The following is a 14,716-nucleotide window of genomic DNA, read 5'->3' on the forward strand; positions in this document are numbered from 1 at the left end:
AAATTGATATGAAAAAGGGGAGCTTTTAAACTCCCCTAAATAATTTTAAAATCTTATTTTACAATAACACGACGAGAAGTTACAACTCCATTTGATGTTTCTAGGTTAACTAGATATACACCTGGTTGATTCCCGATAGTGAAAGATTGAATGCCAGAATTGTCTTCTTGAGAGAATACTTTTTGACCTACAGCACTATATACAGTAACGTTTACAATATTGCTTTCAGTTGCAAAGTTAAATACTCCGTTTGCAGAAGGGTTAGGATAAATAGACAATTTGATTGAAGACTCATCTTTTACAGACAATTCGTTACAATCACAAGCATGGTTTCCTAATGTAGCCCAGTTTCCTTCGATACGTGGATTACCATTTCCATCCAATACAGGATCTCCATTGGCATCCAACATAGGAATTACTGCTGGTAAAGTATCCCATTCTACCATAGCATTGAACGAAGGAATGTTTGCTTGTGTTACACCTTCTTTAATTGTAGGTTTACGTACCAAAGAATGATCTGTAGAAATTACAACACCAACACCAACAAAAGGAGCTTCAGTTGTCCAACCGTTGTATGGGTCTCCAACATCTGGATCCTCTCCAATTTTTCCAAAAACATCAATTAATTGTGAGTTTGAAATATCTGTCAAAGTACCTTTAGCTAATACCATTGCATCGTTTCCATTGAAGTACATTGCTTTAGAAACATTGTAATCTGGACAATAAAACCCATCAGCACGCGCTTGTAAAGAATCCCAAACTGGAGCGTCTTGCCCTGTTCCCATTTCATCTCTTTTATCTAAAACGGCAACATAAACGTCATAAGGTTGAATCGTTCCTGATAAAAGAACTCCTGATTCTGGACCTACAAAGTTTGCACCATTAGAATAACGAATCAACATGTAATCACTCAAATCAATAGCCTGATTTGTTGGGTTGTAAATCTCTATTGCCTTGTTGTTGGACCAGCCTTCAACATACTCCGAGATAAATAATTCAGAACAATCTTGCGCACTTATTGAAGCGCTAATAAGAAGTCCTAATGAAAGTAAAACTTTTTTCATAGTTGTTATATTTAATTGAGAATTGTTACAAATTTAAAAAACAAAACAGTTGCGAGTTTGAACAAACTTATATGGATACAACTTAATTTTTCATCGTTTTTTTATTTTATCATTTTATGGTTTTAGCATAAACATAATTGCCTCAAGGAGAACACAAAATGATTTTCAGGACAAAATTAAGGCTTTTTATTGAACCGCATATTATAGAATTATGAACATTTTTAGTTTTTTTAGTTAATTTTTTGAGCAATTGTCTTAAAATCACTCCATGTTTTATTGATTTAAACTTACAAACACAAAACAATTTTCACTCAACATCAATAGTCATGAATGTTACAGGCCAATTAATAAATTCTGTTTTTTGAATTGATATTAATTTAATAACTGTTGAAAAAAAAAATACTTACCCGGAAAATTATTTCATTAAATATCACATAATTTTGATTTCACTTAAAATGACCACTACCTCTAACTCTAAACTTAGGCTAAAACCCCTATGCTAATTGTTGATTACTGACGCAGTATCTTCGAAAAGACATCACAACAATAGAGCATCACCATCCACTTTCTCTAAACAATAAAACGCCTAATATTCAGATGAAGTGAAACTCCGACAAATCTCATTTTGATTACCAGCAATTCTTCATACAGAATCAATCAAGAAAGCATCAATTAGCTGTCAATAAATTTAATACCTTGTAGAAAGGAGAGTAACCCATTCACAGTTCTAGTACAGTTCAAAATTACCGGGTCAAGAATAATTCTATTATATTCGCAAAAACAAGTCAAAAAAATGAAAAAACTAGTTCTCCCTTTTTTAATATTAGCATTCACAGCCTTTTTAGGTGCAGCACAAGAATCAGACACTTCAAAAGCACTAAGCGTTGAACATATATGGAAAGAATACAAATTCTACGGAAATGGAATTAGTGGATTTCGTTCGATGAAAGATGGAAAACACTATTCTCGTTTCGCCTTAGTGGATGGAAAAAAATCCATTATGCGCTATTCTTTCGAAGATTTAACCGGAACTGCTGAATCAATTCTCGATGGAAAAGAACTTGTTTATGAAGGCAAAGAATTAAAAGTAGACGGATACGAATTCAACGATGATGAAACAAAATTGCTGCTTACAGTAAATCGTAAAAAGCGTTACAGAAGAAGTTTTTCAGCAGAATACTATATGTATGATTTGACAAGCAAAACACTTTCTCCACTCGATTCTGAAAGAATTCCTCAAACTCTAGCATCTTATTCTCCTGATGGAAAAAAAGTGGCCTATATATATAGGAATAACATTTACGTAAAAACCATTGCAACAGGAAAAGTGAAAGCCATTACAAATGATGGAAAAGAAAACGAAATTATTAATGGTACAACGGATTGGGTTTATGAAGAAGAATTCGCTTACACAAAAGCTTATGATTGGTCTCCAAACAGCGAATACATTGCTTATTTAAGATTTGACGAAAGTGATGTAAAGGAATTTACAATGATGTATTTCGAAGAGCTCTACCCTACTCCTTACACTTTTAAATATCCGAAAACTGGAGAAGACAATTCAAAAGTTTGCTTGAAGGTAGCGAAAGTTAAGAATGCTAAATCGACAACAATTGAATTGGGCGATTACGAATATATTCCGCGTCTTAAATTTTCGTCTACCGAAAACAAATTGATGGCCTTAACACTAAACCGTCATCAAAATCATTTAAAATATCACTGGATTGATGTAACAGCAAAGAAAATGCCTGCTGATGTTATTTATCAAGAACAGGACGAAGCTTATGTTGAAATTGATGATAATTTATACTTTTTGAAAGACGGTAAGCACTTCATTCGAACAAGTGAAAAAGATGGTTATAATCACATTTACAAGATTGGAATTGATGGATCGAGTCAGCAAATTTCTGAAGGAAAATGGGATGTCATTGAGTTTATGGGAATCAATGAAGAAAAGGGGATTTTGTACTATACTTCTGCCGAGGAAGGTCCACAATTCACAGCACTCTATTCAATTGGATTAGATGGAACAAAAAAGGATAAAATTAGTGATAACAAAGGAACAAATTCAATCACATTCTCTCAAGGAATGCAGTATTACGTTAACCGTTGGTCAAATATTAACACACCTCCTGTTTATTCATTGCATGATGCTACAGGAAAGTTAATCATGGAATTAGAAAGCAATGAAATTCTAAAATATTTGATGAATGATTTTAATTTTCAGCAAAAGGAATTTATCACAGTCGAAGGAGCAACACATGATTTAAATGCTTGGATTTTGTATCCACCAAATTTTGACAGCACAAAGCAATACCCTGTCTACTTTAATGTATACGGAGGACCGGGTTCTAACATGGTAAAAGATGCTTACGATGGAGGAAATGGAGCTTATCACCAACTTTTAGCTCAAAAAGGATATATCGTTATGAGCGTTGATCCAAGAGGTACAATGTACAGAGGTGCACAATTCAAAAAATCTACCTATTTACAACTGGGTAAACTAGAAACAGAAGACATGATTGCTGTTGCAAAATACATAAAGAAATGGGATTTTGTTGATCCAGACCGAATTGGTATTATGGGATGGAGTTATGGTGGATACATGGCTTCATTGGCCATTACAAAAGGTGCTGCTGATTTTAAAATGGGGATTGCTGTAGCTCCGGTAACCAATTGGAGATATTATGACAACATTTATACGGAGCGGTTTATGCGTACTCCACAAGAGAATGCATTAGGGTATGACGACAATTCTCCAATCAACCATGTCGATAAACTAAAAGGAAATTATTTCATTATTCATGGCTCAGGAGATGACAATGTGCATGTACAAAATGCTATGGAAATGGTAACAGCATTGGTGAAAGCAGACAAAGACTTTGATCAGTTCATTTATCCAAATAAAGACCATGGAATTTACGGTGGAAACACCAGGAATCATTTATTTAGAATGATGTTGGAATACACTTTAGAAAACTTATAAACAGAATTATTTTAAGAAATAATGCTGTCGGGAACTTACCAGCAGTTTAGTAAATTACAATAGGAATTGGTTTTCACTTTAATTTGACAAGATCCTAATCATTGTTGAAAACAGAAATTTGCGAAGAATCTTGTCGGTTTACCACTTAATCACAAACTTGATTAGGTGTTTTTGCTGGTAAAGTATAGGATAGGCATTTAACAAATACTAAATAGTCTTTTATTGACAATTTAGTATTAAATTTGACCTGATATTTAATGCACTGTGAACTTATTCACATTAGGTGTGTTTTAATGAGAAAAGAACTGTCAAAAAGTACATCAGAAATGAAAGATTTCACTAACTTAGGCAGCAGAATTATAGTATATTAAAAACGAGTTAAAAAAATGAACGAAACTGCAAAAATAGAAATTGGAGGGAAAACTTTCGAATTCCCTGTTATCACTGGTACGGAGAATGAAAAAGCAATAGACATCAAGAAATTGAGAGGTACTACTGGAGTAATTACTATCGATCCTGGATTTAAAAATACAGGAAGTACAACTAGTGCAATCACCTACTTAGATGGTGAAAACGGAATTTTAAGGTACCGAGGTTATCCAATTGAACAATTAGCAGAAAAAGCAACATTTTTAGAGGTAGCTTTTCTCCTTATTTATGGAGAATTACCAACTGAAACAGAATTAACTGAATTCAAAAAGAGCATAACAAATCACACATTGGTTCATGAAGACATGAAGCAGTTTTTCGAAGCTTATCCTTCGAAAGCGCACCCTATGGGAGTTCTGGCATCAATGGTAGTGAGCTTATCTACTTTTTATCCAGAGTCTCAAGATCCAAACAGATCACCTGAGGCCATTGATTTAACAATTCACAGATTAATTGCTAAGCTTCCAACTTTGGCGGCTATGTCATACAAAAATGCAGTACGTCATCCTTTCATCTACCCTAAGAATGAATTGGATTACGTAGAGAATTTCTTGAACATGATGTTTGCAATGCCAACTGAAGATTACAAACCAAATCCAGTTGTTGCATCAGCATTAAACAAATTACTTATTCTTCATGCTGATCACGAGCAAAACTGTTCTGCATCAACAGTAAGAATTGTTGGTTCTTCTCAAGCTAATCTTTATGCTTCTATTTCAGCTGGTATTTCAGCATTATGGGGACCATTACATGGTGGAGCAAACCAAGCTGTAGTTGAAATGTTAGATAAAATTCAAGCAGATGGCGGTGATTTAGACAAATGGATTGCAAAAGCGAAAGACAAAAATGATTCTTTCCGTTTGATGGGATTCGGACACAGAGTTTACAAAAACTTCGATCCACGTGCTAAAATTATCAAGAAAGCAGCTGATGATGTGCTAGAACAATTAGGTGTTCAAGATCCAGCATTAGAAATTGCTAAGAAAATGGAGAAAATTGCATTGGAAGATCCTTATTTCGTAGAAAGAGGTTTATATCCAAACGTTGACTTCTACTCAGGAATTATCTACAAAGCATTAAATATTCCTTCTGAAATGTTTACTGTAATGTTCGCATTAGGTAGATTACCAGGTTGGATTGCACAATGGAAAGAAATGATCGAAAACAAAGAACCAATCGGAAGACCTCGTCAAATTTATACAGGAGCTACTGAGCGTGACTACGTTTCTATCGAAAAAAGATAATTTTAAGATTATATTATATAGAGAAGTCCAAACAGAAATGTTTGGACTTTTTTTATGGTTTAAGATCTCTAAATCTAACCCGTCCTCGATTATATATAGCCTTCGACTTTTTATATTGGTAATCACTAGTCCGATATGTGACTTCATAAATAAATCTCCTCCCTCTTTTAGATTTAAATTCAATTTCAGGATAATTATCAGAATAACTTCTCCAAACAGCTGTCTCTACCGCGTATTTTAAATTTTCGGCTTCTTCCTTTAATTTATAACTGATCTCATGCGTTTTTTTCATCGTAAAAATATATTCTAAATCTTTTCTGAGCTTAAACTGATAACAAGATTTATTTTTGAACAAATTGAAACTTTGGCAAGGAACTGATTCTATTTCATTTGTTGAATAATAATTAGTAGCTACGTACAATTGAACAAGTGTAAATCGAATAGAATTATCTGAATAACCTGATTCTTTTAAAACATTTTCGAGTAATGACAAGCCAGCACGATAAGAAACAAAGTCTTTTCCAATAATAATAAGAGGTAATTCAAATTGCTCATTATTTGAAGAATTCAAAATTACCTTAGGAATTCCAACTGTAAACCTGGAATCATAAATTAATGCCGATTGTTTTGCTACCGGCATTGATCCTCTGTAAGAACCAGTTGATTCAAATCCGTTAGCAACCATCGATCTAGGAATTGTATTTCTAGCAGTGGTGATATCAAAACTAAAAAATGCATAGTAAGGATTCATTGCAATTGAAGTATCTATTGGTCTAAAACTCCACATTCCAGTTTGACCTCTTTTTTGACGTCTAAGCAATAATGAATCAGCATCTGTTAAAGTGTAAACCTTTTTTCTATACTCAGCATTTTTAAGTCTTTTTAAAAAACTAGCAAGATTCCTTTTCTCCCAAGAACCCATATAAGGTCTGTCTAAATACTGCTTTTTTGACACTTGATCTGGATAATTTGCTTTATCATAAAAAAACTGACGAATTATTTTCACTCCTATAGAATCCAAGTTGAATTCAATGGGTTCGATTTTCTTGAATTCCTTTGATACAATTAATTCATGGACCTCCTCAGGACATAGTGTTCTGTTTTGGGCAATTAGACTTTGTGTTTGAAGTAAAACGAATAATATAAAAAGCTGTTTAATCATTGATATCAAAATTAATGTAATTTGATTTGAAATTTATGTATTTAAAGAATCTCTCTTGTTGAGATGAGAAAAAATTAAAATTCCATAAAAACAGAAGGTGTTTTATATTGGGATAGAATCAATTAATTTTTAAGTCAGAGAATTCTCACAGCACTTTAACATCATTTTCAAACCCCTACTTTCATTATTATTGTCACAAACCTTATATTCACAAAAAAGTCAATAGTAAAAAGAAAATATATCCAATAAATACAGGAAACTTCAAATTAGACGGTGGTGCCATGTTCGGCGTTGTGCCAAAAACGCTATGGTCGAGAACCAACGAAGCAGATGAACCCGCATTGGTGATTGAACCATTGAACGGTTACCGTGTTAAAGAAGCAATGCCTACAAACCTTGGTGAATACAAAACTCCATTAGGTAAGGTTGATATTGTAAAAGAAGGAACAGACTTAACATTAGTTAGTTATGGTTCTACTTTCAATATCGCAGCAGAAGCAGTCAAAGAATTAGAAAAAGCAGGCATTAGTGTTGAATTAATTGACGTTCAAACTTTATTGCCTTTCGATTTAAACCACGACATTTCTAAATCTTTGGAAAAAACGAGTCGATTAATGATTGTTGACGAAGATGTTTCTAGTGGAGCGTCTGCCTATATTTTAGATCAAGTTTTAGTGAAGCAAAAAGCTTATTATTTATTGGACAGCGAGCCAGTAACAGTAAGTGCAAACGACCACCGTCCAGCGTATGGAACAGACGGAGATTACTTCTCTAAGCCGAACATCGATGATATTTATGCCGCTGCATACAAAATTATGAATGAGGCAGATCCAAAAGAGTTTCCTTCTTTTTTGGATTAATAAATAGTTAAAGAGAAAGGGCGTTTCGAAAGGAGCGCTCTTTTTTTTGGTTCAAGCTTTAACAATCATAAATCTAGTTTTACAAATTCATTTCTTACTTTAGTATTCCTAATATTTATTATTTATGTACCCATTCTTGAAAAATATTTTAATCCCCTTATTCATGATATTGTCCTTAACTACAAAGGCGCAGTTAGGCGACAATTATGAATATGGTTTCCATAGTTACATTTATGATGGAAAAGAGCCTTTAGATACTGTTTTTATAGAAAATCAGATTATTGTGTTAAACAAAGAAAAAGATACGCTAGAAATCACAGATTTTATGGATGGAAAAAGACATGGAACACAACACATTTTCTTTCCAGATAGGAGAACGGAAACCATTGCAAACTATGAGAATGGCTTATTGAAAGGAAGAGTTGAACACTATAGAGTTAATACTTACAGCTCTTCTGAAGTTCATTTTTTGTATGCCACTCAAAACTATGTACCTGTTCCTGAAAAGGGATATTCGTATTTGGCTGGAAAAGAAATAATCTATTTTGAAAATGATTCAATACGGTCTTTCACCAATTATGTTAAAGGTAGAAAGAATGGAGCGTTTAAGTCATTTCACAATAATGGACAATTAAATACCCATTTCTACTATGAAAATGATCAAGTTGTAGGTCGCAAATTGATTTATAGTTATTCTGGAAATATATTGCACGATGAAAACTACATCATATATGAAATTCCAGATTCTTTAAAAAACACCCCACATAACGAAAAAAGATATATTCTTGAGCCTAGAGGTATTAATGTACTATCAAACTTGTCTGTCTTACACGGAAGTGCAAAATATTATGATCGAGAAGGCAATTTAAGAGCTGACTTAAATTACAAAGAAGGGCTTAAACACGGTTTATGTAAAGAATATTATGAATTTGGGGATAAATTGTTGAGATCTGAAGTTGTTTTTAAGGACGGAATTGAAAATGGTTCTTTTGCTTATTATGACCCTAAAGGTAATCTAGAAAGCAAAGGTGATTATCAACGTGTAATGCCAGATGGCAATGTTTTTTATGACGGGAGAATTGTCTTTAACAAAATGTACGGTGGAATAATGAAGCCTTGGAGAATAGAAACATGGAAAGATTTTAAAAGAAATGGTGTTTTTGAAACATATAGATACAATTACAATAAAGTTACCGGATCACAATGTTATGGATACACAAAGTTCAATTATGTTGACAATTTAAGGTCTGGAATTCAAGAAACCTTTGATGGTGAAGGCATCAAAACCTCAGAAAGATATTTTGAAATAGTAGAAATAAATGGAAGAGCTTTCTCTCAAAATACAGGAACGCATAAAGAATGGAGAAAAGGTCAGCTTATCTCGTTAACTGAATGGAAAAATGGACTTAAAAATGGAGTTTCAAAGCAATATTATGATAATGGTCAATTAGCTGCTGAAAGCTATTATGAAGATGACAGACTCATTGATATTTCAAAAACATATTATGAAAATGGAGAGTTAGGAAATATAACAAGCGTTGAAATCAATGAAAATAAAGATAGAATTTATTCAGTTAAATCTTATTTCAGAAATGGTCAACTAAAAAGAGACTATACACAAATTCCGCATACTCGTTTAAATCCTTCAAAATATATAGGCTGGTACACCGCTTATGAAGAGAATGGCAATTTGTTGACAAAATTTTACTCGAATAATAAAGGTGATTTAATAGTTGAATATCTTTATAATAATGGTCAACTAGAAAAAATAAAAATCGGTAATCTATTAAGTATTGGTTTTAACTTTGATGAAGAAATTGAATCCATGCAATGGAAGAATATACTACTCGCTTTTGAAATACACTCAAATCAAAAGTTAAGTGAACTCTCTTTTTTCACAAATGAAAACGATCTGGCCATTGCTTCCTATAACGAAGATGGAGAAATGACTTCTTTAAGAAATAACAACAATGGTTCTTTCAAATACAAAAAGACAAAAGATAAGCAAACGAAAGAGAAAGCAAAAGGAATAGCAGCTCAGTACAGCCCATATTGGAATGGTGAAGAATTTTCAAAGTTCGGAACTAAAGATGGGATACACAAAAGGAATTATGCAGATGGATCTCCCTATTTCAAGATAGAATTCAAAGATTTTCTTCCTCATGGTTCTTGGATTATGTACAATCCATTATTAAATGACACGCTAATTTACGCTAACTACGACAATGGCGCACCTGTTGAAAAATGGATAAACAAAGATTTGAATGCAGCTAAACTTTCTGAAATCAACTATTATAAGAATCACAAAATTGAAAATAAAACGGAATATTTCCTTGATGGCAAAACCAGATATATTTCTAATCATGATAGCTTAGGAAAACAAGTGTCAGAGTTTTATTATTACTCAAGTGGCCAATTAAAAAGCACAACAAACAATAAGTCAAACGACTATATCAACTTTTCAGAAAATGGTGATACCATAGGCTACAGAAAAACATCCAACATTAATGATTCTATTTCCATTGAACGAATTTTCCATAAAAACAACAGGATAAAATCAAATAGCATTTACAATTTTGATACAGAATCTAGGAACTACACAACATTTTATAAAAATGGAAATATTAAGTCAGTGGCTAACACTAAATATCCACAAAAAATTAGCGAATACAAAAAATACAACAAAAGAGGAAAACTCATTTTAGAAGGGAAATCCAAAGAAGGAAAAAGAGATGGAGAGTGGATAGAGTATGGTCTTTTTGGAACTAAGAAGGTTACAGAGTATTAAGAAAAAATCCTATCATGAGAAAAATGTTACCACGATAAAAAATCTCGCGGTAGCATTTTGGAATATTACTTAAAGGTTAAAAAAAAGATTTGTTTTACAGATTACAATGTAATTTCTTTGTAGATACAAAAGTTAAAACAATAGAAATACGAATTATTAAAATAGGAGAATCAAAAGGTATTCTAATTCCAAATGAAATTTTAAAGCAATACAACATAGGTGATAAAGTTGAAATGACTTTACAGGAAAAGGAAATAATCTTGCGTCCGATTAAAAAACCAAGGAAAGGATGGGATAAAGCGTTTAAGAAGATGCATGAAAACGGTGATGACAATTTATTGATTGCAGATGTTATCGAAGATGAGCAGTTTGAAGATTTAGGATAAAAACCTGCACTGCACTTTAAGCGTGTACTGATTGTAACACAACCACTTAAAAAAGACTTCAGTTTGAAAAGACAACTCAATTTAAAACCGTCCGTTAGCTCAAATAAAAATATGATAATAATTAGAATCTTTCACGCTATTATCTAAATTGATTAACTTTAAAGATTAAGAAAATAAGCTTTTACAATCAGTATAATAGTGGTTCTCCAATGTAATTCTGAACTAAAAACACTTTGAACTGTACAACATCGAAAATACCAAAAACTAAAATGAAAATTCAACATAAATTCCTTCTTCTACTCCTTTTCCTCCTCTTCTTTTCTGTTTCGTCTTTTTCTCAACAAGGAAAAAATTACCAAACCGCTTTTAAATCATCGGATGGAACAGATACTCTAGTCCAAGAAGTAATTTTAGGAGAATTGTTTAACAAAGAAATTTGGATTATTCGAAATGAAGTCAAAGACACTTTAGAAATTTCTGAAGTTAAAAAAGGAAAACTTCATGGTGAGCAAAAACTATTTTTCATTGATGGAGAGTTAAAACTGATAGCTAATTATAAAAAAGGATTGCTGAGTGGTAAAGTCGATTTTTTTGAACTAAGAACTGGTCAATTGAGTAGAACTGATTATTACAAAGCTTTACCGAAAAAAGACTTCTCAGTTTTACAGAGAATGACCACCTATCAACATAATAATACTAATATTCGAGAAGAATATAAATACAAAAACGGACTTAAAAACGGTAAATACACAATTTATCATATCAATGGAGAAATCCGAGAAAAAGGAACTTTCCAAAATGATTTGTACATTGGAAATAAAATTGTATTTCATAAAAATGGTAAAACTCGAAGTGATGAAAATTTCATAATAATTGATAATCCAAAGTATATTTCTGCCATTCAAACACAAAAAGATGAATTTGGAGAGTCAAAACCTGAAGAAATAGTGCATATTCCAAAGAAGCTTTCTGTTTTAGACGGAAACGTAAAATATTATCACTACGACGGAAATATTTCCTCAGATTTGAACTATGTAAAAGGTCAGAAACATGGAATTTGTAAAGAATATCATCAAGATAAAAACAGTACTTTAAAATCAGAAGTGGAATACAAAGATGGTCTTCCACATGGTTCTTATATTCATTATAGTGCCAATGGACATAAGGAAAGAGAAGGAATATTTTATGGTGAAATTCAACTTGGCGACACTATTTACAAGAATGTTTATGAAGGAGAAATTCTCACTTACTATAATGGTATACTTTTCCGTAAAGAGCATTGGGAAAATTTTATGAAAAACGGTGTTCAGGAAACCTATTCTCAACATAATGGAAAATTGAATAAACGTGAACACCTCAAGGACAATCTAAAATCTGGAATTCAGGAAAGATTTGATTCAGAAGGCTTAAAAAATTACGAAGCACATTTTGAAATTGTTGAAGTTGATGGGAAGAAAGTTTCTCAGAAAACGGGAATTGAAACTTACTGGGATAAAGGAAAAATCAGAAGTACAACAACTTGGATCGACGGAAAGAAAGAAGGTAAAACCATGACTTACTATGCAAACGGTCAAATTGAAAAAGAAATGTATTTCAAAAATGGCGAACTCGATGGTTTATACAAAAGCTATTATGAAAACGGTCAACTCAAAGAAGACTACATGTATCATCGGGTTTATAGTTCTAGAAAACACATTGGATGGAATAAAACCTATGATGAATCTGGGAAATTGACCAGAATTTTTCATGCTGATGGAAATGATAGAAATAGCATTGGATTAAACTATGAAAATGGGAAATTAAAAGAATTAAGTGTTACAGATGCCCTAAACCTTAAGATTTCATTAGACCATAAGTTAAAATCCATTCACTGGTTAAGACATTCCCGACCTACGTTTGGATTTAATTTATTCACCAATCAACTGTTGAGGAGAATTCATTTTATCGCAGATAAGCATTATACGAATACAGCTAATTTCACATCGAATGGTGAATTAAATCAAGTTTTTACCAGTACTGGTCAACCAATCGATGAGGAAAACATAAATACTATTGCCAAAAAAATTGCTGCACAATACAATCCCGAATGGAATAATGAAGAACTGATTACAAAAGGGTTTAGAGATGGTATTCACCAATGGAACTACAAGAATGGGTCACCATTTTTCAAAATAGAATTCAATGATAGTCTACCAAATGGAACTTGGGTTTCTTACAATCCAATTGATGGTGACACTTTAAGTCATGCAGAATACAAAAATGGACTCCCAATAGGAAAATGGGTAGAAAAAACAGTAGATGGAGTAATTAAATCACGTAAATCATATTTTCAAAACCATCAAATTAAGGAAAGTTATAGTTATGCCAACGAAGGTTTATTAAGAGAAGTTAGAAAATATGATAGCCTTGGAAAAGAACACTATTTCGCTGATTATTATGAAAATGGGAATTTAAAAAACATGCGTGAGCCTGAATTAAGCAACAGTATCACCATGTGGGATAACGGTGATACTTCTTACTTTAACTTCCTCTATACAATTGGAGATTCAATCAAAATAGAACGTCAATTCTATAAAGGAAACATTTTGAAATTACAACGTAAAAACAACTTCACCACTGGTTTTGGAGAAGTAAAAACGTTTTACGAAAATGGTCAGCTCAAGACCTCACACGAATTAAAGGACAACAAATCTCATGGACTATATCAAAACAAAGATGAAAACGGGAGGCTTCTCAATACAGGATACTTTAAGGAGGGTAAAAGAAATGGAGAATGGATAAAGTATGATGAAAACGGAGAAGCTGAGATAAGTTTATTCGAAAATGGTGAGATCATCATTGACAAAAGTACTGAAGACCCTAATTCTTGCAGATGTTACGACAAATCACTAAAATCGGGCAAAATTGGCTATGCTGGTTCACTCTCTCGCCTTGAGGAATATGAAAACATTAAAGACTTTATTCCAAAAACGATAATTCCAATTGACAGTTTTAATTATGAAAACATTTTCTATGTTGGTTTACAAACAGATAATAATCGCTCTGCTGGCTTTACAAGTATGAAATTATTGATGTTTAGAGAATTTGCATTTCATTATCCAGCAGCAAATCAGCTAAAATTCAATTTGAATCCGTGTAAAACGGAAGGATACATCAGTAATATTGAAGGGAACTTTAATTACAACTATTATAATAAGAAAACTGTTCATGCCTATTTGGGTACGAAAACTATTGCGATTGGTCTGCAGCAGAATCCAATGGTTAATTTGAATAACGAACCGTACACCATTCAATTTGAAACAAAGGGAATGGATTTCGATGAAAAGGACATCAAAAGCATCCAATTTATTGACGAAGACAGTACATGTTATCCACTGGGAATCATCAATAATTTCATGAACATTGAAATCTCAAAAGCAGAACTAGACATTCATCCATCAAGAGGGAAATATGCTGATGTTCCTCTATTATCAAATCAATCACAACAGTTTTATGGTTTTAATATCACTGAGGCTAAAGTAGATTTTGATTATATAAATGGAGAAGATTCTGTTCAAATTAAAGCCAATGCTAATCGAATTGTTGCTGGAGCTAATTATGTTGCTGGAAAACTGGAAGTGGAAGGAAAATCAGAAAATGCAAATGAATTTACTCCAAAAAATAGTAAGACAACAATTAGTACAGAAGAACTCCGAAGATTTCTAGAGCAAAAAGGTTTTTATCGTGTGAAGACAGAAATTAAGGATGGACTTTTATTGATTGAGTTTTACACAGAAAAATAGTTTAAAGACAGAATA

The 14,716-nt window shown here is 32.5% G+C and carries 8 protein-coding genes; 6 read left to right on the forward strand and 2 right to left on the reverse strand.

Translation table 11 applies throughout. The features are described from left to right. Window positions 1-53: 53 nt before the first annotated feature. Window positions 54-1,064 carry a lamin tail domain-containing protein gene (locus DIT68_RS03430; RefSeq protein ID WP_109358414.1) on the reverse strand — a complete coding sequence of 337 codons (1,011 nt, stop codon included), beginning with the start codon at window positions 1,062-1,064 and terminating at the stop codon, window positions 54-56. A gap of 793 nt (window positions 1,065-1,857) precedes the next feature. Between DIT68_RS03430 and DIT68_RS03435 the strand changes: the two genes are divergently transcribed. Then, window positions 1,858-4,050, forward strand: coding sequence for a S9 family peptidase (locus DIT68_RS03435; RefSeq protein ID WP_109358415.1), 2,193 nt, complete (start codon window positions 1,858-1,860; stop codon window positions 4,048-4,050). A gap of 386 nt (window positions 4,051-4,436) precedes the next feature. Continuing rightward, window positions 4,437-5,723: a citrate synthase gene (locus DIT68_RS03440; RefSeq protein WP_109358416.1), complete on the forward strand. Its 1,287-nt coding sequence runs from the start codon at window positions 4,437-4,439 to the stop codon at window positions 5,721-5,723. Between the two features lie 52 nt (window positions 5,724-5,775). Here DIT68_RS03440 and DIT68_RS03445 read toward each other — a convergent pair whose 3' ends face one another. Next, window positions 5,776-6,885: a hypothetical protein gene (locus DIT68_RS03445; protein ID WP_109358417.1), complete on the reverse strand. Its 1,110-nt coding sequence runs from the start codon at window positions 6,883-6,885 to the stop codon at window positions 5,776-5,778. Window positions 6,886-7,166: 281 nt separating this feature from the next. Between DIT68_RS03445 and DIT68_RS03450 the strand changes: the two genes are divergently transcribed. The 4 genes from DIT68_RS03450 to DIT68_RS03465 all read left to right on the forward strand — a co-directional run bounded on the left by DIT68_RS03450 (window position 7,167) and on the right by DIT68_RS03465 (window position 14,701). Beyond that, a complete protein-coding gene (locus DIT68_RS03450) occupies window positions 7,167-7,745 on the forward strand; it encodes a transketolase C-terminal domain-containing protein (protein ID WP_109358418.1) in 579 nt (192 codons plus the stop codon). 163 nt (window positions 7,746-7,908) lie between these two features. After that, window positions 7,909-10,533, forward strand: coding sequence for a toxin-antitoxin system YwqK family antitoxin (locus DIT68_RS03455; protein ID WP_158276102.1), 2,625 nt, complete (start codon window positions 7,909-7,911; stop codon window positions 10,531-10,533). Window positions 10,534-10,622: 89 nt separating this feature from the next. Then, window positions 10,623-10,919, forward strand: a complete 297-nt coding sequence (locus DIT68_RS03460) for an AbrB/MazE/SpoVT family DNA-binding domain-containing protein (protein ID WP_394336371.1) — start codon at window positions 10,623-10,625, stop codon at window positions 10,917-10,919. A 269-nt stretch (window positions 10,920-11,188) separates the two neighbouring features. Continuing rightward, complete coding sequence (locus DIT68_RS03465) at window positions 11,189-14,701, forward strand: toxin-antitoxin system YwqK family antitoxin (protein ID WP_109358420.1); 3,513 nt, start codon at window positions 11,189-11,191, stop codon at window positions 14,699-14,701. Window positions 14,702-14,716: the final 15 nt, after the last annotated feature.

Source organism: Brumimicrobium oceani (assembly GCF_003143775.1).
GTDB lineage: Bacteria > Bacteroidota > Bacteroidia > Flavobacteriales_D > Crocinitomicaceae > Brumimicrobium > Brumimicrobium oceani.

Coding starts and splice junctions, on each gene's coding strand:
- DIT68_RS03465 (WP_109358420.1), top strand. CDS start 11,189: ATGAAAATTCAACATAAATTCCTTCTTCTACTCCTTTTCCTCCTCTTC.
- DIT68_RS03445 (WP_109358417.1), bottom strand. CDS start 6,885: ATGATTAAACAGCTTTTTATATTATTCGTTTTACTTCAAACACAAAGT.
- DIT68_RS03435 (WP_109358415.1), top strand. CDS start 1,858: ATGAAAAAACTAGTTCTCCCTTTTTTAATATTAGCATTCACAGCCTTT.
- DIT68_RS03440 (WP_109358416.1), top strand. CDS start 4,437: ATGAACGAAACTGCAAAAATAGAAATTGGAGGGAAAACTTTCGAATTC.
- DIT68_RS03450 (WP_109358418.1), top strand. CDS start 7,167: ATGTTCGGCGTTGTGCCAAAAACGCTATGGTCGAGAACCAACGAAGCA.
- DIT68_RS03455 (WP_158276102.1), top strand. CDS start 7,909: ATGATATTGTCCTTAACTACAAAGGCGCAGTTAGGCGACAATTATGAA.
- DIT68_RS03430 (WP_109358414.1), bottom strand. CDS start 1,064: ATGAAAAAAGTTTTACTTTCATTAGGACTTCTTATTAGCGCTTCAATA.